Consider the following 22890-nt stretch of genomic DNA (forward strand, 5'->3'; position numbering starts at 1 on the left):
GTTATGAACGAGTTGGATTCTCTGGTCGCCAGTGCCCAGGCCCTGTTTGCGCAAAGCACCACACCGGCTGATCTTGAAAATGCCAAGGCCCAGTTCTTGGGCAAGTCAGGCCGCATCACCGAGATGATGAAAGGCATGGCTGCATTGAGCGTCGAAGAAAAGAAATCGACCGGTGCTGCCATCAACGTGGCCAAGCAAGCGATTGAAGCCGCGCTCACTGCACGCCGCCAAGCCTTGGCAGATGCCGAACTCGAGACCCAACTCAAAGCCGAAGCCTTGGATGTGACCTTGCCCGGTCGCGCTCGCATGGCTGGCGGTTTGCACCCCGTAACGATCACGCTCGAACGCGTCGAAGCCATTTTTGGTTCGATGGGTTTTGAAGTGGCCCAAGGCCCCGAGATTGAAACCGACTGGTTCAACTTCACCGCGCTCAACACGCCTGAAGACCATCCCGCACGCTCCATGCACGACACCTTCTATGTGGAAGGTGGCAGCGCCGAAGAGCCCAACTTGCTACGCACGCACACCAGCCCCATGCAAGTGCGCCACGCGGTGCAACACGTCAAGCGCTACCAAGCGCGTTTGGATGCCGGTCAAGGCATGCCCGAAATTCGCGTCATCGCGCCAGGTCGCACTTACCGTGTGGACAGCGATGCCACGCACTCGCCCATGTTCCACCAATGCGAAGGCTTGTGGATTGGCGAGAACGTCAGCTTCAAAGACCTCAAAGTGGTCATCACCGATTTCTGCCGCACGTATTTTGAGAGCGACGATTTGGTGTTGCGCTTCCGTCCCAGCTTCTTCCCATTCACAGAGCCCAGCGCTGAGATTGACATTCAATTTCAAAGCGGCGCTTTGGCGGGCCGTTGGCTCGAAGTGGGTGGCTCAGGCCAAGTGCATCCGAACGTGGTGCGCAACATGGGCCTCGACCCTGAGCGTTTCATCGGCTTTGCCTTTGGCATGGGCATGGACCGTTTCACCATGCTGCGTTACGGCGTGAACGACTTGCGCTTGTTCTTCGATGGCGACATTCGCTTCTTGAGCCAGTTCCAATAACTTCACGCACACACGAGATTCATCATGCAATTCCCCGAATCCTGGTTGCGCGAATTCTGCAACCCCTCACTCACCACCCAAGAGCTGGCCGACACCTTGACCATGGCCGGTTTGGAAGTGGAAGAACTCCAACCCGTTGCGCCGCCTTTCACAGGCATCGTCGTCGGTGAAATCAAAGAAGCCGTGCAGCACCCAGACGCTGACCGCTTGCGCATTTGCCAAGTGGACGTGGGGCAGGGCGCGTTGCTCAACATCGTGTGCGGCGCACCCAATGCACGCGTGGGCATCAAAATTCCATGCGCTACCGTGGGTGCAGAGTTGCCACTCGGTGAAGATGGCAAGCCCTTCAAAATCAAAGTGGGCAAACTGCGTGGCGTGGAAAGCCAAGGCATGTTGTGCTCGGCCAAAGAACTCAAAATTGCGGACGACAACGGCGGTTTGCTTGAGTTGCCAGCCGATGCACCATTGGGTCAAAACATCCGCGAGTACCTGAACCTCGATGACACCTTGATGACATGCAAGCTCACGCCTAACTTGGCGCATTGCTTGAGCGTGTATGGCATTGCCCGCGAAGTGTCTGCCCTCACAGGTGCACCGTTGAAGGCGCCTACTTTCCCAGCCGTTGCCGCGACTAACGCGGACAAAGTTGCTGTGAATATCAACGCTACTGATTTGTGTGGCCGTTTCTCTGGCCGCGTGGTGCGTGGCGTGAACACCAAAGCGCAAACACCCGCTTGGATGGTGAACCACTTGGCCCGTTGTGGCCAGCGCAGCGTGAGCCCCTTGGTCGACATCTCTAACTACGTGATGTTTGAGCTGGGCCGTCCTTCGCACATTTTTGATCTCGACAAAATTCAAGGTGGCTTGGATGTACGTTGGGGCAAAGCGGGTGAACAACTCAAGCTTTTGAACGGCAACACCGTCACTGTGGACGAGAAAGTGGGCGTCATCGCTGATGCACATCAAGTCGAATCACTCGCCGGCATCATGGGTGGCGACGCCACTGCCGTGAGCGACGACACGCAAAACATTTACATCGAAGCTGCCTTCTGGTGGCCCTCGGCCATCGCAGGTCGCTCACGCCGCTTCAACTTCAGCACCGATGCCGGCCACCGTTTTGAGCGTGGTGTGGATCCTGAGTTGACGGTGGAACACATCGAGCGCATCACCCAGTTGGTGATTGACATTTGCGGCACACCCAACACCACGGTGGGCCCGATCGACGACCAACGCGTCAACATGCCTGTGGCCAAGCCTGTCACGCTGCGCGTGGCACGTGCTGAAAAAGTCATTGGCATGCCGCTGACCCAGCAACGTGTTGCTGATGCTTTGCGTGGCTTGGGCTTGCCCGTGACAGAAGGCGAGGGTGTTGTCACCGTGCAGCCACCATCGTTCCGTTTCGATTTGCAAATCGAAGAAGACCTGATCGAAGAAGTGGCACGCATGGTGGGTTACAACAACCTGCCCACCACACCACCTTTGGCGCCCATCACGGCCAGCGTGTGCAAAGAGGCGCAGCGCAGCCCGCACGCCTTGCGCCATCACTTGGCCAACTTGGGCTATCAAGAAACCATCAACTACAGCTTTGTGGATGAGCGTTGGGAACACGAGTTGGCAGGCAATGCCAACCCCATCAAGCTGCTCAACCCCATCGCCAGCCAAATGAGCGTGATGCGCTCCACCTTGTTGGGCTCCTTGCTCAACGTGGTGAAGTTCAACGTCGACCGCAAAGCCTCACGCGTGCGCGTGTTTGAAATTGGCCGTGTGTTCCACAAAGAGGCATCGGTGCAAAACACAGACACCACCGTACAAGGCTTCGACCAGCCCATGCACGTGGCAGGCATTGCCTTTGGCAGCGCTGCGCCTTTGCAATGGGGCACCAAGGAACAAGCTGCAGACTTCTTCGACGTGAAAGCCGATGTGGAAGCTTTGTTGGCCCCCGCTGTGCCGCAGTTTGAAGCGGCTGAGCATCCAGCCATGCACCCAGGCCGTTGTGCCAAGGTGTTGGTCAATGGCCAAGCCGTGGGCCATGTAGGTGAGTTGCACCCACGCTGGCGTCAAAGCTGGGAGCTGACCCAAGCGCCCGTGATGTTTGAACTCTCACTCGATGCCGTGTTGCATCGCGATGTGCCTAAGTCTGCTGGCGTGGCCAAGTTCCCCAACGTGGAACGCGACATTGCTGTGATCGTCAAAGACAGCGTCACGCACGCCCAGTTGATGGCTGCGGTGCATGCTGCTAAAACACAAGGCTTGCTGCGCAATGCCGTGTTGTTTGATGTGTATCGCCCCAAGACAGAAAGTGCTGCCATGGCGATGGATGAGAAGAGCTTGGCCGTGCGCCTCACGCTCAACAGCGATGAAGCTACTTTGAATGAAACGAAAATCGAAGGCGTGGTGCAAGCTGTGCTGGCTGAATTGGCCGCTCAAGTGTCCGCGCGTTTGCGCGCTTGATGTTTTTACGTTAAAAAGAGAACCGTATGGAACTGTCTTTTGAAAGCCTAGAAACGCCAGCGCTCACTAAAGCGCAGCTGGCTGATTTGTTGTTCGAGCAAATCGGTTTGAACAAACGTGAATCGAAGGACATGATTGATGCCTTCTTTGATCTGATTGCGCAAAGCTTGGTCAATGGCACTGATGTGAAGATTTCTAGCTTTGGAAACTTTCAAATTCGCACCAAAGCCCCTCGCCCAGGACGCAATCCACGCACAGGTGAATTGATTCCGATTCAAGCGAGAAGAGCGGTAACTTTTCATGCGAGTCATAAGCTGAAAGAGCAAATTCAGGGCGACAGTAATCCCAAAGTTGACAACTGATTGATAAAGAGGCCGACTAGGCCTCTTTTTTTTGTCAAAACTGTCAAGGGTGACCGCTAAAGGCAGAATCTTCGTGTAACCTCTGCGGTCCCGTTTACAAGCTACTGATTTTCATGGAGAAATCCCTCCCTTCCATTCCGGCCAAACGCTACTTCACCATTGGTGAAGTGAGCGAGTTGTGCGGCGTTAAGCCGCACGTGCTGCGCTATTGGGAGCAGGAGTTCACGCAGCTGCGTCCCATGAAGCGTCGCGGCAATCGCCGCTATTACCAGCGCCACGAAGTGCTGATGATTCGCCGTATTCGCGACCTCTTGTATGACCAAGGTTTCACCATCACCGGCGCTCGCAACAAGTTGCAAGAGTTGGTGCAATCCGAGCGCGAACGCCGTCGTGTGGGTGGTGAGTTGATCGATGTGGACTTGGTGGATGACGATGGTTTTGAAGACGACTTAGATGTCGATTCAGACGACGCCCATGAGTTGCCCCCCCTCGCGCTGAGCAGCAGCGAGGAAGCGTTGCAAACCTTGCGCAAAGAACTCACACAAATTCGTGACTTGCTCACTGAGCTGCACTGACTAAGCGCTATAATTTCAGCCTGATTCGGTGTGTGGCGCAGCCTGGTAGCGCACTTGCATGGGGTGCAAGGGGTCGAAGGTTCGAATCCTTTCACACCGACCAAGAATGACCAAGGGCTAGTAACTACGTTACTAGCCCTTTTGTCTTTTCTGGCCTCGTTTAAAGCGTTTTAAACGATATCGACGTGGTGCATCTCAAACTTGCCTTTCTTTGCGTCTGCAAAGTAGTGTTGCAAGGTTTCTTTGACGGTGCGAAATGCAATCTCGTCCCAGGGTATTTCATGCTCGGCAAACAAACGCGCTTCTTGCGTTTCGTGGCCAGGGTCAAAGGTGTCGCTGGTGAGTTGCGCTCGGTAAAAGAAATGCACTTGGCCCACGCGTGTGACGTTCATCAGTGTGAACAACTCTTGCATTTCAAACTGTGCACCGGCTTCTTCCACCGTTTCACGTGCAGCGCCTTGGGCTACGGTTTCGTTTAGTTCCATGAAGCCCGCAGGAAGAGTCCATTTACCTAAGCGTGGCTCGATGTTGCGTTTGCACAGCAACACTTTGTCGCCCCACACAGGCACGGTGCCCACCACGTTGAGTGGGTTTTCGTAATGGATGGTGTGGCAAGCGTTGCACACCGCACGCTCACGCGTGTCGCCATCGTCGGGGATGCGGTAAGTCACCGCACTACCGCAGGCTTTGCAATGTTGGATGAGCGGGCGGTGCAGCATGGCGTTAGACCATGCGAACTTTGAGCTCGCCCAAGCCAGCCACTGCCCCCACCAGCGTGTCGCCGGCCACCACAGCGCCTACGCCTTCTGGCGTGCCGGTGTAAATCAAGTCTCCGGGTTGCAGTTCCCATGCAGCGGACAAATGTTCAATCGTTTCTGCGATGTTCCAAATGAGTTGGCTGGTGGTGCTGCGTTGGCGGTCTTGGCCGTTGACTTGCACAAAAATCTCAGCGTTAGCCACATCGCCAGCCTGTGCTGCAGGTGTGATGGGGCCAATAGGTGCGCTGTGGTCAAAGCCTTTGCCAATGCACCAAGGGCGGCCTTGTTTCTTCATCTCGTTTTGCAAGTCTCGGCGTGTCATGTCCAGGCCCACGGCGTAACCGTAGATGTGGCTCAGTGCGTTGGCTGCTTTGATGTTCTTGCCACCTTTGCCAATGGCCACCACCAACTCAATTTCGTGGTGCAAATTTTTGGTGAGGCTGGGGTAGGGCATGTCACCCGTTTCACCCGCATTGACCACCAACACAGCGTCTGCAGGCTTCATGAAGAAGAAGGGCGGTTCACGGCCTGTGAAGCCCATTTCTTTGGCGTGTTCTTCGTAGTTGCGGCCCACGCAGTAAATGCGGTGCACTGGAAAGCGCTCAGGCTTGCCCACCACGGGCACGGATATAACGGGCGTAGGTTCGAATGCGTAGCTCATGCGTGTCTCCAGTTGCGAAGGCTTAGCCTTGTGATTTGCTCACGAGTTCAAAGTGCTCCACCATGGGAGGCTGTGCAAAGAAGGGGCCGACGATGGCGCGCCATTCCGCAAAAGCTGGCGACTCGCGGAAGTCCACTGTGTGGTTCTCGAGCGTGGTCCAGAAGATTTGCAAAATATAGCGCTCGGGTGACTCGATGCCGCGGTTGATTTTGAAGCCTTGAAAACCTTTGGCTTTGGCAATGACGGTTTCTACGCCACGTTGAATGGCTTCATCGAATGCGGCTTGTTGGCCGGGTTGGATGCGGATGTCGACGAGTTCGAGAATCATGATGAATGTGTGTTGAGTTAAAACTTATCTCAAGTCTAACGTGAGCCAGCGTTGGCCATCGTCGCATTCGGGATATCCTTTGTCCTTATGAGTTACGCCTCCCACACACCTGCTACGCCGTTGTTCTGGCCTATGGATTGGGCATTGCCTGCAGGTGTGAAGGCCGTGTGCACCACGCGAGTGGGCGGTGTGTCACAAGCCCCCTTTGATGGTTTTAACTTGGGCGACCATGTGCAAGACGATGTGCATGCCGTGGCTCATAACCGCGCTTTGCTACAAGCGCAGCTGGGTGGGGCGCGGCCCTTGTTCCTGAGCCAAGTGCACGGCGTGGACGTGGTTCAGCTCAACGCCGCCACGCTCGATGGCACGAAGGCCGATGCTTGCATCACGTCAGAGTCGCGAGTAGCTTGCACCATCATGGTGGCCGACTGTTTGCCTTTGTTGTTCACCGATGACTCTGGCCAAGTGGTGGCTGCGGCACATGCAGGCTGGCGTGGTTTAGCGGCGGGTGTGGTTGAGCACACAGTGCATGCGATGTGCGAGCAAGCAGGCGTCGCCCCAGCGCAAGTGCGTGTTTGGCTTGGGCCTTGCATTGGCCCTGATGCGTTTGAAGTGGGGGATGATGTGCGCGTGGCTTTCAGCGCCCATGGCGATGCATCAGCCGCTGAACGTTATTTCAAGCCGCACCCCACACACGCACAGAAGTGGCTGGCAGACCTTGCTGGCTTAGCGAGATGGCGTTTGCAGGCTATGGGCGTTAGCTCGGTGGCTGGCAATGACAGCACGGCCGAGTGGTGCACGGTCGCGCAGCGCTCAAGGCTGTTTTCGTTCAGGCGCGATGGTGTGACCGGACGCTTCGCCGTGTGCATTTGGCGCAACTGACGCGTCATCGCCACCCGCGTTTTGTATACCGTTTGCCGCAAGCGCCTGTTCGCGCTCTGCGGCTTCTTTGGCCTTGATGGCTCGGCGTCTGGCAGGCGTGCCCATGATGTAGCCGACCACACTCATGGGTAGTAGGCCGTAGAGCAAAAAAGTAAAGGCTGCGCCAAGCAAAGAGCCCACGGGGCTTGTTGCTTCAGCGATGGCCATCATGAAAGCCACGTAAATCCACGCGATCAGGACCAAATACATCTAGGGGTTTTCTCTTGGGTTTGATTTGTGTCAGCAATTCGAAGGCTTTTCACTGACATACTGGCGACAGTTAAAACAATAACAGCGACTGTATAGGAGTTAGCGATGGATCAGAATGCGGCCCTCAAGAGCCTAGGGGATAGCTGGCTCAAAGCCCTGGCCTCATTTCAAACAATCGGTGGAGGGGATGCGAAGACTCCCTCACTGAGTTTCTCTCCTGACAAACTCGAAGCGCTGCAAAAACAGTACATCGAAGAGGCCACTGCACTTTGGAACCAAAGCCTGCATGGCAATACCGAAGTCAAAGATCGCCGATTCAAAGGCGAAGCATGGGCCCACAACCCAATGGCTGCCTTCACTGCAGCTGCGTATTTGCTCAACACACGCACCATGATGGCGCTCACTGACGCCGCAGACACAGACCCAAAAACCAAAGCACGTATTCAATTCGCTGTTGAACAATGGGCCGCTGCCGCTGCTCCTAGCAACTACTTGGCACTCAATGCCGAAGCCCAACAAAAAGCGATCGACACCAAAGGCGAGAGCATTTCCAAAGGCATCCAAAACTTGTTGCACGACATGCAGCAAGGTCATGTGTCAATGACCGACGAGAGCTTGTTTGAAGTCGGCAAAAACGTGGCTACCACCGAAGGCAAAGTGGTGTTTGAAAACGAGTTCTTCCAACTGCTCGAATACAAGCCACTCACCGCCAAGGTCTACGAGCGTCCGTTCTTGTTCATCCCGCCTTGCATCAACAAGTTCTACATTTTGGACTTGCAGCCCGAAAACTCTTTCATTCGCTACGCTGTGGCCCAAGGCCACCGCACGTTCGTGGTGAGCTGGCGTAACCCTGACGAGAGCATGCGCAACACCACATGGGACAACTATGTGGAAGACGTTGCCATACAAGCCATCAAGGTGGTGCAAGAAATCGGCGGCTCCAAACAAATCAACGCTTTGGGCTTTTGCGTCGGCGGCACCATTCTTTCTAGCGCGCTCGCCGTATTAGCGGCACGTGGCGAAAAGCCAGTGGCCAGCGCTACGTTACTCACCACCTTGATCGACTTCACCGACACGGGTATCTTGGATGTGTTCATCGACGAAGCCTTCGTGAAGTTTCGTGAGGGGCAGTTCGCCAAAGGCGGGCTGATGAAGGGTAAAGACATGGCGTCGACCTTCAGTTTCTTGCGCCCCAACGACTTGGTGTGGAACTATGTGGTGGGTAACTACCTCAAAGGCGAAACACCACCACCGTTTGACTTGCTCTATTGGAACAGCGATTCCACCAACTTGCCTGGCCCCATGTATGCCTGGTACTTGCGCAACACTTACCTCGAGAACAACCTCATCAAGCCTGGCAAAGCCAAGGTGTGCGGCGAGAAGATTGACCTGCGCAAAGTGGACATGCCGCTGTACATCTACGGCTCACGTGAAGACCACATCGTGCCCATCGGTGGCGCATACGCCAGCACGCAAGTGTTCCCAGGCAAGAAGCGTTTTGTGATGGGTGCATCAGGCCACATCGCCGGTGTGATCAACCCACCTGCAGCTAACAAGCGTTGCTATTGGACAGGTAGCGACACTAGCTTTCCAAAAGATGCTGAGCAGTGGATTGGCAAAGCCAAAGAACACGCGGGCAGCTGGTGGACCGACTGGTCTGCATGGCTCAAGACTCATGCAGGCAAACAAATTGCAGCCCCCAAAGCCTACGGCAAGGGCAAACATAAAGCGATTGAGGCCGCACCTGGCCGTTACGTCAAAGAACGTTCAAGTCATTAATTTTTAAATCCATTTATTTTCGGAGACACACATGGAAGACATCGTCATCGTTTCAGCCGCACGCACCGCCGTGGGCAAGTTTGGTGGTTCACTCGCCAAAATCGCAGCCACAGAGTTGGGTTCTATCGTCATTCGCGAAGCCCTGGCACGTGCCAAGGTCGATCCATCCATGGTGGGCGAGGTCATCATGGGTCAAGTGTTGGCTGCTGGCGCAGGCCAAAACCCTGCGCGTCAAGCTTTGATCAAGTCTGGTGTTCCTAACGCAGTTCCTGCCTTGACCATCAATGCTGTGTGCGGCTCTGGCCTCAAAGCCGTGATGCTGGCTGCACAAGCGGTGGCGTATGGCGACAGCGATATCGTGGTGGCCGGCGGTCAGGAAAACATGAGCGCTTCAGGCCATGTGCTGTTGGGTTCACGTGATGGCCAACGCATGGGTAACTGGAACATGATTGACACCATGATCGTCGACGGTCTGTGGGACGTTTACAACCAATACCACATGGGCATCACGGCGGAGAACGTGGCTAAAGAATTCAACATCACACGCGACATGCAAGATGCCTTGGCTTTGGCTAGCCAACAAAAAGCATCTGCTGCTCAAGACGCGGGCAAGTTCAAAGACGAAATCGTGTCGGTGCAGATCCCTCAACGCAAGGGTGACCCCATCGAGTTCAACGCTGACGAATACATCAACAAGAAAACCACCGCCGAAGCCTTGGCCGGTTTGCGCCCAGCCTTCGACAAAGCAGGTTCAGTGACAGCTGGTAACGCATCAGGCATCAACGACGGCGCTGCCGCAGTGGTGGTGATGTCAGCTAAGAAAGCGGCTGCTTTAGGCCTCACACCGTTGGCACGCATTGCTGCATTCGGCACCAGCGGCTTGGATCCAAAAATCATGGGCATGGGCCCCGTGTCTGCCTCACGCAAAGCGCTGGAGCGTGCTGGCTGGAAAGCCTCGGATGTCGATTTGTTCGAACTCAACGAAGCCTTCGCTGCACAAGCCTGCGCCGTGAACCAACAGCTGGACATCGACCCAGCCAAGGTCAACGTCAACGGTGGCGCGATTGCCATTGGTCACCCCATCGGCGCATCAGGCTGCCGCATCTTGGTGACCTTGCTGCACGAAATGCAACGCACCAATGCCAAGAAGGGCTTGGCCGCACTGTGTATCGGTGGCGGTATGGGCGTATCTTTGGCACTTGAGCGTTGATTGCGCGGTCGGTCACACATAAATTTAAAAATTTCTTTTTCAAATAACTCATAAATTAGGAGACAAAAAAATGAGTCAAAAAGTAGCGTACGTCACAGGTGGTATGGGTGGTATCGGGACCGCCATTTGCCAACGCCTTCACAAAGAAGGCTTCAAAGTTATCGCGGGTTGCGGCCCAACACGTGACTTTGTGAAGTGGTTGGACGAGCAAAAAGCTTTGGGTTACACCTTTTATGCATCTGTTGGCAACGTAGGTGATTGGGATTCCACTGTGGAAGCTTTCACAAAAGCCAAAGCAGAACATGGCCCGATCGACGTGTTGGTCAACAACGCTGGTATCACCAAGGACCGCATGTTCTTGAAGATGACACGCGAAGACTGGAGCGCAGTGATGAGCACCAACCTCGACTCGATGTTTAACGTGACCAAGCAAGTTGTGCCAGACATGGTCGAACGTGGTTGGGGCCGCATCATCAATATCTCGTCAGTCAACGGTGAAAAAGGCCAAGCCGGTCAAACCAACTACTCAGCTGCCAAGGCTGGTATGCATGGCTTCTCCATGGCTTTGGCCCAAGAGTTGGCCACCAAAGGTGTTACGGTCAACACCGTGTCACCTGGCTACATCGGTACCGACATGGTCAACGCCATCCGTCCTGACGTGTTGGAAAAGATCGTGGCCACCGTACCCGTTAAGCGTTTGGGCAAGCCTGCTGAAATCGCATCCATCATCGCTTGGATGGCCAGCGAAGACGGCGGCTACACCACAGGTGCTGACTTCGCTGTGAACGGTGGTTTGCACATGGGTTAATGTGTGGTTGACGCCACTGGCGTCTCCACATTTGCCAAAGCCGCAGAGTGATCTGCGGCTTTTTTGTTTTGTGAGTTAAACCAGTAATAACCCGTAAAAATTATTTGTTAAAGTGGTTTTATCAATAACTTTGGCAAATTTGCCTGTCTGACAATATGGGTGATTACACGAATATGGCGGGTTACTACGACGTCATCATGACTTCGGGTTACTACGACTACGCAAAGATCGTCGACAGCTTGGTTTCACACCATCCTGAGCGCAACGTGTTAGAGATCGGTTGCGGCACAGGGTTGATCTTGGAAGAGCTGGCCAAGCGTCAGCCAAAGCTGCCCATCACTGGCATTGACCTGACCGCGCCCATGTTGTCGATTGCACAAAAGCGTTTGGCACCTTTTCCAACTGTGTCGCTCTCGCAGCAAAACATCACTGAACTGGCGCTTGACGATAAACATGAGTTGGCTTTCTCTTATGGCGGCGTTTGGTACTTCGTGATTGACGGTGACAAAGAGCCTTTCTTGGTGAGCCACATCGCCGATGCACACGCCAATGAATTGGGATTTGAGCATTTGGCCAAGCACATTGCGGTAGGGGGCACTTTGCTGCTGGGCATCCAAGGCCCGCACCACAATTACGAAACCACTATTTCGAATGGCATGACCTATTCGCAGCAAATTGATCCGACAGACATTGGTTTTACCAAGCACTATTTCTTGCACGATGGCGACCAAAAATTGATGGATCAAACTGTGCACTACCGCACTTATACCTTTGCCCAAGCGCAAGCGCTCATGGGTACGTACGGTTTTGAGTACGTGCCAGAGCGAGACCCCAACCAACTGTTTTTGCAGTTCAAGAAAGTGAAATGATGAGCGCTGCAAAACCGAAATTGTTTTTCATCGGTGTGGGCAACATGGGTAACCCCATGGCAGCCAACTTGATCAAAGCGGGTTACCCCGTCACCGTGTTTGATGTGACGCGTTCCAAGGCTGATAACTTGATCGCCTTGGGCGCAACATGGGTCAACAGCTTGGCCGAAGGCGCTGCTGAGGCTGACGTGGTGATGGCTTCTTTGCCGGGCCCCGTGCAAGTGCGTGAAGTCATGTTGGGCGAGCAGGGCGTGTTGGCCCACGTCAAAGCGGGCGCAACTGTGATTGACACCTCTACCTGTGCTGTGGAGTTGGTGCGCGAATTGGTGGCTTTGGCCAACAGCAAAGGCGTGGGATTTTTAGAAGCGCCCGTCACCAATGCGGTAGACATGGCGGCCTTGGGTCGCTTGTCTATTTTTGTAGGCGGAGACCCAGCGACCTTTGAAAAACACAAACCCATCTTCGACGTCATTGGCGAAAAAATCTTTCACGTGGGCGAGCCCGGCAATGGCGCGACCATCAAGCTGCTCACCAACTTGTTGTGGTTTGTCAGCGCTGCAGCGATTGGCGAAGGTTTGATGCTGGGCGCCAAGGCAGGCATTCCGTTGCACACCGTGTGGGAGGCGATCAAGTCAAGCGCTGGCAACAGCTGGGTGGCTGAGCATGATGTGCCATCCATCTTTGCCGGTCACTACGACCCCAGTTTTTCGCTGGCCTTGTGCTGCAAAGATTTAGGCCTGATCAACGGCATTGCCAAATCACAGGGCTACGATTTGCCCATGGGCGGCATGGCGCAGCAGTTGTTCCAACAAGCCATGGCCACCTACGGCCCAGATGCGGCTGAGCTGCATGTGGTGAAACTTTTAGAAGAGCGTGTCGGACACATGCTGCGACCATGACACACCAATCGCGTTTACTTGCCGAAGCCCATTTGCACATGCCACAAGGCGTGGCCGAGAACTACCGCTATTGGGGCGAAAAAGACACGGTGTTCATCGCCAGCGCCAAAGGCTGCATGCTTACCGATGTGGACGGCAAAACCTATGTGGACTTTCGCTTAGGCTACGGTCCCATCATCTTGGGTTACCGCGATGAACGCGTGGACAACGCAGTGATTGAGCAAATCACCCAGCGCGGCACCCTCTCAGGCTTCTCGACCGAGCTCGACACCACGGTGGTCAAGCAAATCAAAGCCATGTGCCCCAACATCGACAAGATGCGCTTTGCCAACTCGGGCACCGAGGCGGTGATGGGAGCAGTGCGCACTGCGCGCGGCTACACCAAGCGCGACCGCGTGGCGATCGTAGAAGGCTCCTTCCACGGCTTGTATGACGAGATGATGTGGAAGTCTGACATTGAGCATTGGCAACCGGGCAGCAACGTCGCACCCAAAGTGATTCCCTTTGGCGGGGGCATTCCTGAGCGCAGCCGCGAGTTGTTGAGCATCATCAGCCACAACGACTTTGAAGCTCTAGAAAACTTGTTTGCCACGCAAGGCGACACCTTGGCCTGTGTGGTGATTGAGCCCATCATTGGCAATGCGGGCAGTGTGGCAGCCAGCCAAGAATGGTTGCAGCGTTTGCGTGATCTGTGCACACAGCACGGCACGGTGCTCATCATTGACGAAGTGAAATCAGGTTTTCGCGTCGCAAAGGGTGGGGCGCAAGAGTTATACGGCATCCATGCCGACCTCACCACCTACGCCAAAGCCATGGGTAATGGTTACCCCGTCGCAGCCTTCGGCGGCAAAGCGCATGTGATGGATGTGGTGGGCTCGCACCCGGGCGGTGTGGTGCATGGCGGCACGTATACGGCTAACTTGGTGGCGCTTAGTGCGGCACACGCTACGCTCAAAATTTTGGCCGAGACCAACGCTCAGCAAACCATCAACCATGCAGGTGAACAGATTCAAGAAGTGCTGGGCCGTGTGTTCACAGCTGCGGGACTAGAGCATGCATTTGCAGGTCCACCTGCGATGTTTGGTATTCACTTCAGCGCTACCGTGCCCACCAACTACCGGGATTGGCGTGTGACCAACAGCGAGCTGTATCGCAAGTTTGCGTGGGAGCTGATTGCACGTGGCGTGATGCTCGAGCCAGACTCTCGCGAGCCATGGTTCATTTGCGAAGCGCATCAGCACGTGGATTTGGGTTGGCTTGAAGAGGTGGCCACGCAATCATTGCGTGTCGCATTAGCAGTTTGAGTCTTCAATTTCTTCATGGAATTCGCATGACCATTGCCCAGAAAAGCCTCGTACGATTAGCATTCCTACTCGTGGTATTTTTAGTTACAGTTTCAATTGCCAACTATACGCAGGCTCAACTCGAGGAGGATCGTGTTGCGTTTGTTATTGGTAATTCAGATTACGTAGGTTCAGCAAAGTTAGCGAATCCAACGAATGACTCCAGTGCTATCAGTGATGAATTGAAAAAATTAGGTTTTGAAACATATCTATTTCAAAATTTAAAGGTAGAGGATGTGTCTGCCCTAAAGCAGCAATTAGAAGCACGGTTAAAGCGAAATAGTCGTTTGATTTTTTACTACGCAGGTCATGGCGTTCAGCTTGAATCTAAAAATTACCTTCTTCCGATAAATGCCAGTTTTAAAAATCCAGACACTTTAGCCAATCAAAGTCTTTATTTAGGAGACATTCTTCAAGCTATTCAAAAATCGAGACCTAGACTTTCTGTCGTTGTTTTAGATGCTTGTAGAGACAACCCCTTTGGTAGTGATAAATCAGGATCCAGTAGCAAGGGAGGACTTGCGCGAGTAGATCCGCCAGCTTCGACAGTAATTTTTTATGCTACACGACCTGGTGGCACGGCTTCTGACGGTGAAGATAAAAATGGGTTGTTCACTAAGTCCTTGTTGGCAGAGCTAAAGAAACCAGAAGTCACACTTGAAGTTATTTTTCGCAGAGTCTCTACTTCCGTTTACGAGATTAGCAAAGGCGATCAAGAGCCTTGGATTGAGGGCGTAATTCGTGAAGAGTTTGTTGTAAACCAAAGCGGTTCCGTTCAGCTTGGAATTGAAAAGCCTGTTGTTATGGCTGTACATAATTCGGAACAGCTTGCACCTCAGAAGGTCGTGCTTGCTGATCCGATATCTGTCCCAAGTCCTGTCGCTACACCCGAGAAAATTGCTTTAGCTTCAGACGCTCTAACAAATAGTCATGTTGCAGGTAGATCATTAACCTATGTTCAAGCGCTTGAGAACATCGAAAAAGATATCAAGTCAGGTAACACAGAGAGTTCCAGTATTTACTCGTGCGTTAAGGACGTTTGTACATCTTATAAAGATTACGCGCGATCGCTGGTAGATGATGAAAATTTGAATGATCTCAAAGATAGATTGAGACGCGTTGTAGAAGGGCAAATGAAGGTCTGTATATTTGATCTAGAAAGCAACAAATGTGTGCAAAACTCATTACCAGTAACTATCTATAACCCTTTGATGCTTTTTTTTCCAAAAAGTGAAATACAAGGTGTGAAGTTGTTAGAACCTAGTGTTAGCAACAGTGGTGGTTTAAGTTTCAAAGCTGACCTAATGGCAGGTAGAGGTAGCAGGTCAATACCATGCTCAATATCGGATGGAAAAATAGATTTCCTAAATGAGCGAATTGATATGACTTTGGCGAGAGTGGGTTGCTTTGGCGTGATGCCTTCCACTGCAAAAATAACATTCGATGTTCTTCTTTGGGACTTTGATAAGTCTGAAATATTGGTGAACTGGAACTTTAATATGCTCTCAGTTATGGCCTTTGGTCGTGGTGGTGGCACTGCAAAATTGATGTTGCCAAAGAAGGGGTAGGTAAAATTCAGGTATTGCTTGCGATAAATAAATGAAATCAATACCTTATAGCGTTTGGCGCACCTCAGTTGCACCCATGATGGAGTGGACTTGAAAGCTAGTATTCATGCGGGTTGCGGGGAATTTGGTGCAAATTTGGTGCACCGAAAAACTCAACTCGATGTATTACTTAGGTTCTTGATTTGTTGCGCCGCATCTCGCACATCAGAGGTAAGTGGCTTTCTAAGCATGGGTAGGCATTTAGTGCCACTTGCCATACTTCTGCTAAGACACTTGCAACACTTAGCAGTGCCTCGAGCAATCGCCACAACGCAAGCGCCCTAAGCCAACGCGATATATGAGTTATTAAGAAAAACAAATTAATTTTTTATAGATAATTTGTTTATTAAATATTTAATAAAGAATAGAAAATGTCAAAAACACTAGCGCAACGCTTGAAAGCGGCTCGTGGCGCAATGAGTCCTACAGTTACTCAGCGCGACGTTGCCAAAAAATTCAACGTCACCGCTGGCAGCGTGTCTCTGTGGGAATCAGGTAGCACCGAGCCAAACAGCGAGGTTTTGGCCGAACTGGCCCGCACCTACAAAGTGTCCGTTGATTGGCTGGTCGGCTTAGAAGACCGCCCGCCCGTGGCCGTGTCGCACAACATCCAGATCAACACCGTGCCTGTGGTTGCACCATCTGCCCTAGGCCGCTGGAAGCTGGACGCGCCCATGGACCGCCTGCAAACACTCGTAGCCTACACAACAGGCACGGCTGCGGCCATGCTGGTGTCCAGTGACGCCCTAAGTAGTGCGTGCCCCACGGGTTGCTATGTGGTGGTCAGCAAGGGCCACAAAGCGAATGAGGGCAGCATTGTGATGGCTGTTGTGGGTGACGCTGGCGAACCCATCCTGCGCCGACTTATCAAGGATGGCGGGGAGTTCATGCTGATCGCAGACGATGCACGCTGGTCAACTGTGCGCATCAATGACGGTGTACGGATCATTGGGACTGTGACTGAAATAGACATTAAGCGCCGCTTAATATAATTCTTAGATCCATTGGGCTGCATCAACGATACCTATTTGTGAACGATGCTAAGACCCGCAACTTGGTGCAAATTTGGTGCACTAGAGTTGATTTTTACGGGTATGCAGAAGTAATGTTAAGTAGAACTCAACGGGAACCTACAGAGGGAAACGCTATGACTTCAACGAGAAATTCTCGATGGAAAACCGCTATTGCACCAATGATGGACTGGACCGATCGCCACTGCCGCTATTTCCACCGCCTGCTCAGCCGCAATACCTTGCTCTACACAGAGATGGTCACCACCGGTGCGCTGCGTCATGGCGATACGCAGCGGCATTTGCGCTTCAACGCCGAAGAGCATCCTGTTGCTTTGCAATTAGGCGGCAGCGACGCGGCTGATTTGGCGCACGGTGCAAAGTTGGGCGAGCAATGGGGCTACAACGAAATCAACCTCAACTGCGGTTGCCCGTCTGACCGCGTGCAGCGCGGCGCTTTTGGTGCGTGTTTGATGAACGAACCGCAAACCGTGGCCGATGGTGTGAAAGCCATGATGGATGTGGTGAGCATTCCTGTCACCGTCAAGCACCGCATTGGCATTGACCGCATTGAGAGCTACGACTTTGTGCGTGACTTTGTGGGCACCGTCAGCGATGCGGGCTGCAAGGTGTTCGTCGTTCATGCACGCAATGCGTGGCTCGATGGTTTGAGCCCCAAAGAAAACCGAGAAATTCCGCCGTTGCGCTACGAGTTGGGTTACCAGCTGAAAAAAGATTTTCCCAATTTGGTGATTGTCATCAACGGCGGCATCACCACCAACGTGCAAATGGCCGAGCACTTACAGCATGTCGATGGTGTGATGCTGGGGCGCGAGGCGTATTACCGCCCGTGGCTTATGACGACGTGGGATGCCGAGTTTTACAACGACCCGCATGAGACTCTTAGCCGCGAAGCGGTGGAGGAGGCGATGGTCGCTTACATGGAGCGTGCCTACGCCGAAGATGGCTGCCCTTGGTACCCGATTGCGCGACACATGCTGGGCTTGTTCCATGGTCAACGCGGTGCACGCTTGTGGCGACAGACTTGGAGCAACCACAAGCTCAAGCCATTGCCGCCGCGAGAGGTCTTAAAGCTGGCACGCGTTGCTTTAGCCCTAGGCGCCGAGAAGCCTGTCGATGCCCTCTGACGCCATCCGTATGAAGGCCAAAACACGTTTGGCCAAGGTGTTGATTTGGTTCATCCCTTTGTTGTGGACCGTCAACATGGTGGTGGCACGCCAAGCGCCAGGCGTGGTATCTCCCCATGTGCTGGCCTTGGGCCGATGGGGCTTGGCGGGGCTCATTCTTGCTGCTGCGAGTCACAGGGAACTTTGGAAGCACCGCTTCGTGTTGCGCCAACACGCATGGCGTTACATCGCGCTAGGTGCATGCGGCATGTGGATTTGTGGAGCTTGGGTGTATTTGGCTGGTCAGAGCACGGTGGCCATGAACATCTCTCTCATTTACGCCTCGGCACCAGTCATGATTGCTGTCGGATCTGTGCTGTGGTTAGGCGAACGTTTTTCTAAGCGCCAAGTTTTGGGCGTGGTATTGGCGATGTCTGGTGTGGTGCATGTGGTGGTCAGAGGCGAGTGGGTGCATTTGTCGCAGGTGCAACTGGTTGAAGGCGATGCGTGGATTTTTGCGGCAGCGATTGCGTGGGCGGCCTATGCCTTATTGCAAAAGCGTTGGCCCACTGTCTTGGGTTCAACGGCCCAGTTAGCAGCGATTTGTGCAGGTGGCGTGTTGGTGTTACTGCCTTTTGCCCTGTGGGAGTTGTGTCAGGCCAGCACACCTGTAGTGGGGGAAACTGCATTGTGGATGATGCTCTTCACAGCTTTGCTGCCAGGCGTTGGAGCCTATTGGATTTATGGCTGGACCCAAAAAATATTGGGTGCAAGTCGCGTGGCCATGACGCTTTACTTAGGTCCGTTATACACAGCCGTGACAGCGTGGATGGTCTTAGCTGAACCACTGGGTTGGCATCATTTGATGGGCGGAGCCATGATTTTGAGCGGTGTGGGAATGGTCATTGCTGCCAAATCCTCAAAGACGCAGGCTTAACTTATATAGCTGCTTCAAGCCCGTTGGCAAAGTGTTCGTTCATGCGCTGCACACTCAGTACGGCATCACGAGCCATCAACGCATCCATGATGGCTTGGTGTTCTTTGAGCGATTCTTCGAGGCGACCACTCTTGAACAGCGAGTTGTGGCGGTTGAGCTTCATGACCTTGCGCAAGTCAGCCACCATTTGGTCGCGCCAACGGTTGTTGGCAATTTCAAGTAAGCGCATGTGAAAGCGCTCATTGACTTCAAAGAATTTTTCGCGATCAGCCATAGCGACGGTGAGCTCTGTGTGCAGGGCTTGCAAATCTTTGAGCTGCTCATCGCTGGCGTCTGTGGCCACCACGCCCGCAGCGTCTGACTCTAATAAAGACAGCAGGTGATACACATCGCGCTGGTCTTTCTCGTTGACCTCGGTCACATACGCGCCGCGACGCACCTTCATGGTGACCAAGCCTTCGGCGGCCAGCACTTTGAGTGCTTCGCGCATGGGCGTGCGGCTGATGCCGTATTCCTCGGCCAAGCGCATCTCGTCAATCCAGCTACCGGGCTCTAATTCGGCCGCAAAAATGCGTTGACGCAGCAGTTCAGCGACTTCTTCGTACAGGGCGCGAGGGGTGAGGGTGACGGCGGACATGGACTCGAATTGTAAGCTGATATAAGATTTTGAATCAATAATTATGAATGATATGATTCTGTAACGGATCAAAACCCTAGGTTAACCTTGGGTTTCTTTGATCGCTGCACACCCCTTTCAAGAGTGATTTGCCATGAGCCAAAAGCCGACCGAATTCAACGCCGCCAACCTCGAAGCATGGGCCAAAGCCGCTGCTAAATCAGCCCCAGGCGGCGACGTCAACGCCCTGAACTGGAAGACTTTGGACGGTATCAGCGTCAAGCCGCTGTACACCGCTGAAGACACCCAAAACCTCCCTTACGCCAACACCTTGCCCGGTTTTGAGCCTTACGTGCGCGGCCCGCAAGCCACCATGTATTCGGTGCGCCCTTGGACGATTCGCCAATACGCAGGCTTCTCAACTGCTGAAGAGTCCAACGCGTTTTACCGCAAAGCATTGGCCGCAGGCGGTCAAGGTGTGTCGGTCGCGTTTGACTTAGCCACCCACCGTGGCTACGACTCTGACCATCCCCGTGTGACGGGCGACGTGGGCAAGGCCGGTGTGGCCATTGACTCGGTCGAGGACATGAAGATCTTGTTCAACGAAATCCCGTTGGACAAAGTGTCGGTCTCTATGACGATGAACGGCGCTGTGTTGCCAGTGCTGGCTGGCTACGTGGTAGCGGCTGAAGAGCAGGGCGTGAGCCAAGAGTTGCTCTCTGGAACGATTCAGAACGACATTCTGAAAGAGTTCATGGTGCGCAACACCTACATCTACCCGCCCGAGCCGTCGATGAAGATCATTGGGGACATCATTGGCTACACCGCAAAGCACATGCCTAAGTTCAACTCGATCTCGATTTCGGGTTACCACATGCAAGAAGCCGGTGCCAACCAAGCCTTGGAGCTGGCCTTCACCTTGGCCGACGGTAAAGAGTATGTGAAGACAGCCATCGCATCGGGCTTGGATGTGGACGCCTTTGCGGGCCGTTTGTCGTTCTTCTGGGCGGTGGGCATGAACTTCTATTTGGAAATCGCCAAAATGCGCGCCGCACGTTTGCTGTGGTGCCGCATCATGAAGGGCTTTGACGCCAAGAATCCAAAGAGTTTGATGCTGCGCACGCACAGCCAAACTTCTGGCTGGTCGCTCGCCGAGCAAGACCCTTACAACAACGTGGTGCGCACCACCATCGAAGCCATGGCGGCGGTGTTTGGTGGAACACAGTCGCTGCATACCAACTCGTTTGACGAAGCGATTGCTTTGCCCACTGAGTTCTCGGCACGCATTGCACGCAACACACAGCTCATTATTCAAGAAGAGACTCACATCACCAACGTGATCGACCCATGGGCCGGTTCATACATGATGGAGTCGCTCACCCAAGAGATGGCCGACAAAGCCTGGGCCATCATTGAAGAAGTCGAAGCCATGGGCGGCATGACCAAAGCCGTGGACAGTGGCTGGGCCAAACTGAAGATCGAAGCCGCTGCGGCTGAAAAGCAAGCGCGCATCGACTCTGGCAAAGACGTCATCGTGGGCGTGAACAAATACAAGCTCGCCAAAGAAGACCCCATCGAAATCTTGGCCATTGACAACGTGCGTGTGCGCGACGGTCAGATTGAACGCTTGAAGCAAATCAAAGCCACGCGCGACACAGCAAAAGTGCAAGCTGCGCTGGACGCGCTCACTGCTTCTGCTGAGTCTGGTGAAGGCAACTTGCTCGACTTGTCCATCAAGGCCATTCGCCTGCGCGCCACAGTGGGCGAGGTGAGTGATGCTCTTGAAAAAGTGTTTGGTCGTCACCGCGCCGACACGCAAAAGGTCACAGGCGTTTACGCTGCGGCCTATGACGACGGCGAAAACGTGGGAGACACCATGGAATATTGGAACGCCCTCAAGGCCGACATTGCCGCGTTTGCCGAAAGCCACGGCCGCCGTCCTCGCGTGATGATTTCTAAGTTGGGCCAAGACGGCCACGACCGTGGCGCCAAAGTGGTGGCCACTGCGTTTGCCGACCTCGGCTACGACGTGGATATGGGCCCCTTGTTCCAAACGCCAGAAGAGTGCGCTCGCCAAGCGATTGAAAACGACGTGCATGCCGTGGGTGTGTCCACCCTCGCTGCTGGCCACAAAACCCTGGTGCCCGCCATCATTGCCGAGCTGAAAAAGCAAGGCGCTGACGACATCATCGTGTTCGTGGGCGGCGTGATTCCACGTCAAGACTACGACTTCTTGTACGAAGCGGGCGTCAAGGGCATTTACGGCCCAGGTACTCCCATTCCAGCCAGCGCCAAAGACGTGTTGGAGCAAATCAAAAAGGCCGTTGGGTGACGCCTGCACAGTTGCTCGATGGACTGTTGCAGGGCAACCCGCCCGTGCAACGCCGTGCGATGGCCAAAGCAATCACCTTGCTGGAGTCCACTCGCACGGATCATCGCGCATCTGCGGATGAGTTACTCACCGCCATGTTGCCGCACACCGGCAACTCGTTTCGCTTAGGCATCAGTGGTGTGCCAGGCGTGGGTAAGTCCACCTTCATCGAAGCGCTGGGTTTGTATTTGATTGGTCAAGGCCACCGCGTGGCAGTGCTGACCATTGACCCATCGTCGACAGTGTCTGGCGGCTCCATCTTGGGCGACAAAACCCGCATGGAGTTTTTGAGCGTCCATCCTGACGCCTACATTCGCCCCAGTCCATCGAGCGGCACCTTGGGTGGCGTGGCTGAGAAAACGCGTGAGTCAATGTTGGTCTGCGAAGCCGCAGGCTACGACGTGGTGATTGTGGAAACCGTGGGTGTGGGCCAAAGCGAAACTGCTGTGGCCAACATGACCGACATGTTTGTGTTGCTGCAGTTGCCCAATGCGGGCGACGATTTACAAGCCATCAAAAAAGGCGTGATGGAGATTGCCGATTTGGTGGTCATCAACAAAGCCGACATTGACGCGACTGCCGCCACGCGTGCGCAGCTGCAGATCACCAGTGCGCTGCAACTATTGGGCATGCACGGTGGCTCGGGCCATGCGCATCGCAACACCGAGGTATGGCACCCCAAGGTGGTTCAACTCAGTGCCTTGCTGGGCCAAGGCGTGGATGCGTTTTGGGCAGCTGTGGGCGAGTTTCAAACCATTCAAAAACAAAACGGCCGCTTTGCTGAGCGCCGCCAAAACCAAGCCCTGTCGTGGATGTGGGAACGCATTGATGCAGGCTTGAAACAAAACTTTAGGGCGCAGCCGCGTGTGCAAACACTGCTGCCTCAACTCAGTCAACAAGTCGCGGCGGGCCAGCTGGCCGCCTCGACGGCTTCCCGTCAACTGCTCAGCGCTTATCAAGCGCAGGGTTAATTTGAAAATCTTCCTGGAGTA

General features: G+C 53.9%; 22 protein-coding genes and 1 tRNA gene. 18 read left to right on the plus strand and 5 right to left on the minus strand.

Annotation, left to right across the window (positions count from 1 at the left end; all coding sequences use genetic code 11):
• Positions 1 to 3: 3 nt before the first annotated feature.
• From pheS to B9Z35_RS04100, 5 genes are all read left to right on the plus strand, one after another.
• Positions 4 to 1056 carry a phenylalanine--tRNA ligase subunit alpha gene (pheS, locus tag B9Z35_RS04080; RefSeq protein ID WP_108282357.1) on the plus strand — a complete coding sequence of 351 codons (1053 nt, stop codon included), beginning with the start codon at positions 4 to 6 and terminating at the stop codon, positions 1054 to 1056.
• A gap of 24 nt (positions 1057 to 1080) precedes the next feature.
• Positions 1081 to 3507: a phenylalanine--tRNA ligase subunit beta gene (gene pheT / locus B9Z35_RS04085; RefSeq protein WP_108282358.1), complete on the plus strand. Its 2427-nt coding sequence runs from the start codon at positions 1081 to 1083 to the stop codon at positions 3505 to 3507.
• 26 nt (positions 3508 to 3533) lie between these two features.
• Positions 3534 to 3869, plus strand: coding sequence for an integration host factor subunit alpha (locus B9Z35_RS04090; protein ID WP_108282359.1), 336 nt, complete (start codon positions 3534 to 3536; stop codon positions 3867 to 3869).
• 113 nt (positions 3870 to 3982) lie between these two features.
• On the plus strand, positions 3983 to 4444 hold the full coding sequence (locus B9Z35_RS04095; protein WP_108282360.1) for a MerR family transcriptional regulator: 462 nt from the start codon (positions 3983 to 3985) through the stop codon (positions 4442 to 4444).
• A 26-nt stretch (positions 4445 to 4470) separates the two neighbouring features.
• A tRNA-Pro gene (locus tag B9Z35_RS04100) sits at positions 4471 to 4547 on the plus strand.
• Between the two features lie 67 nt (positions 4548 to 4614).
• Here the strand turns inward: B9Z35_RS04100 and B9Z35_RS04105 are convergent.
• From B9Z35_RS04105 to B9Z35_RS04115, 3 genes are read right to left on the minus strand one after another with little or no spacing between them, the layout of a single operon-like run.
• Positions 4615 to 5163: an NUDIX hydrolase gene (locus tag B9Z35_RS04105; protein WP_108282361.1), complete on the minus strand. Its 549-nt coding sequence runs from the start codon at positions 5161 to 5163 to the stop codon at positions 4615 to 4617.
• Positions 5164 to 5167: 4 nt separating this feature from the next.
• Positions 5168 to 5863 (minus strand): fumarylacetoacetate hydrolase family protein, encoded by a 696-nt coding sequence (locus tag B9Z35_RS04110; RefSeq protein ID WP_108282362.1) that lies wholly within the window; start codon positions 5861 to 5863, stop codon positions 5168 to 5170.
• A 22-nt stretch (positions 5864 to 5885) separates the two neighbouring features.
• Complete coding sequence (locus B9Z35_RS04115) at positions 5886 to 6191, minus strand: antibiotic biosynthesis monooxygenase (protein WP_108282363.1); 306 nt, start codon at positions 6189 to 6191, stop codon at positions 5886 to 5888.
• Positions 6192 to 6278: 87 nt separating this feature from the next.
• On the opposite strand from B9Z35_RS04115, the gene pgeF reads away from it, so the two are divergent.
• Positions 6279 to 7073 carry a peptidoglycan editing factor PgeF gene (gene pgeF / locus B9Z35_RS04120; protein WP_199219760.1) on the plus strand — a complete coding sequence of 265 codons (795 nt, stop codon included), beginning with the start codon at positions 6279 to 6281 and terminating at the stop codon, positions 7071 to 7073.
• Here the strand turns inward: pgeF and B9Z35_RS04125 are convergent.
• Positions 7005 to 7322 carry a hypothetical protein gene (locus tag B9Z35_RS04125; protein WP_108282364.1) on the minus strand — a complete coding sequence of 106 codons (318 nt, stop codon included), beginning with the start codon at positions 7320 to 7322 and terminating at the stop codon, positions 7005 to 7007. The two genes, pgeF and B9Z35_RS04125, sit on opposite strands and share 69 nt — an antisense overlap.
• A 105-nt stretch (positions 7323 to 7427) precedes the next feature.
• Between B9Z35_RS04125 and B9Z35_RS04130 the strand changes: the two genes are divergently transcribed.
• The 10 genes from B9Z35_RS04130 (at position 7428) to B9Z35_RS04175 (ending at position 18911) form a co-directional block, all read left to right on the plus strand.
• Positions 7428 to 9101: an alpha/beta hydrolase gene (locus B9Z35_RS04130; protein WP_108282365.1), complete on the plus strand. Its 1674-nt coding sequence runs from the start codon at positions 7428 to 7430 to the stop codon at positions 9099 to 9101.
• A 31-nt stretch (positions 9102 to 9132) separates the two neighbouring features.
• The gene (locus B9Z35_RS04135; RefSeq protein ID WP_108282366.1) at positions 9133 to 10311 is read left to right on the plus strand and encodes an acetyl-CoA C-acetyltransferase; all 1179 of its coding nucleotides are present in this window, start codon (positions 9133 to 9135) and stop codon (positions 10309 to 10311) included.
• A gap of 70 nt (positions 10312 to 10381) precedes the next feature.
• Entirely contained in the window at positions 10382 to 11119 is a 738-nt protein-coding gene (gene phbB / locus B9Z35_RS04140; protein WP_108282367.1) for an acetoacetyl-CoA reductase, read from the plus strand.
• Between the two features lie 155 nt (positions 11120 to 11274).
• Positions 11275 to 11988, plus strand: coding sequence for a trans-aconitate 2-methyltransferase (locus B9Z35_RS04145; protein WP_108282368.1), 714 nt, complete (start codon positions 11275 to 11277; stop codon positions 11986 to 11988).
• Complete coding sequence (locus B9Z35_RS04150; protein ID WP_158268112.1) at positions 11988 to 12887, plus strand: NAD(P)-dependent oxidoreductase; 900 nt, start codon at positions 11988 to 11990, stop codon at positions 12885 to 12887. The genes B9Z35_RS04145 and B9Z35_RS04150 overlap by 1 nt, the downstream gene beginning before the upstream one ends.
• A complete protein-coding gene (locus B9Z35_RS04155; RefSeq protein ID WP_108282370.1) occupies positions 12884 to 14191 on the plus strand; it encodes an aspartate aminotransferase family protein in 1308 nt (435 codons plus the stop codon). Before B9Z35_RS04150 ends, B9Z35_RS04155 begins: the two co-directional genes overlap by 4 nt.
• 26 nt (positions 14192 to 14217) lie before the next feature.
• Positions 14218 to 15798 (plus strand): caspase family protein, encoded by a 1581-nt coding sequence (locus B9Z35_RS04160; protein WP_108282371.1) that lies wholly within the window; start codon positions 14218 to 14220, stop codon positions 15796 to 15798.
• A 410-nt stretch (positions 15799 to 16208) separates the two neighbouring features.
• Positions 16209 to 16829: an XRE family transcriptional regulator gene (locus B9Z35_RS04165; protein ID WP_108282372.1), complete on the plus strand. Its 621-nt coding sequence runs from the start codon at positions 16209 to 16211 to the stop codon at positions 16827 to 16829.
• 155 nt (positions 16830 to 16984) lie between these two features.
• Positions 16985 to 17995, plus strand: a complete 1011-nt coding sequence (dusA, locus tag B9Z35_RS04170) for a tRNA dihydrouridine(20/20a) synthase DusA (RefSeq protein ID WP_108282373.1) — start codon at positions 16985 to 16987, stop codon at positions 17993 to 17995.
• Positions 17985 to 18911 carry a DMT family transporter gene (locus B9Z35_RS04175; RefSeq protein WP_108282374.1) on the plus strand — a complete coding sequence of 309 codons (927 nt, stop codon included), beginning with the start codon at positions 17985 to 17987 and terminating at the stop codon, positions 18909 to 18911. The genes dusA and B9Z35_RS04175 overlap by 11 nt, the downstream gene beginning before the upstream one ends.
• A gap of 1 nt (position 18912) precedes the next feature.
• Here B9Z35_RS04175 and B9Z35_RS04180 read toward each other — a convergent pair whose 3' ends face one another.
• Positions 18913 to 19548, minus strand: a complete 636-nt coding sequence (locus B9Z35_RS04180) for a GntR family transcriptional regulator (protein ID WP_108282375.1) — start codon at positions 19546 to 19548, stop codon at positions 18913 to 18915.
• A 133-nt stretch (positions 19549 to 19681) separates the two neighbouring features.
• On the opposite strand from B9Z35_RS04180, the gene scpA reads away from it, so the two are divergent.
• Together scpA and meaB are read left to right on the plus strand one after the other, a co-directional pair.
• Complete coding sequence (gene scpA / locus B9Z35_RS04185) at positions 19682 to 21859, plus strand: methylmalonyl-CoA mutase (RefSeq protein ID WP_108282376.1); 2178 nt, start codon at positions 19682 to 19684, stop codon at positions 21857 to 21859.
• Complete coding sequence (gene meaB, locus B9Z35_RS04190; protein WP_199219761.1) at positions 21856 to 22869, plus strand: methylmalonyl Co-A mutase-associated GTPase MeaB; 1014 nt, start codon at positions 21856 to 21858, stop codon at positions 22867 to 22869. Before scpA ends, meaB begins: the two co-directional genes overlap by 4 nt.
• Positions 22870 to 22890: the final 21 nt, after the last annotated feature.

Origin of the sequence: Limnohabitans sp. Jir61 (genome assembly GCF_003063545.1) — a bacterium.
Lineage (GTDB): Bacteria > Pseudomonadota > Gammaproteobacteria > Burkholderiales > Burkholderiaceae_C > Limnohabitans.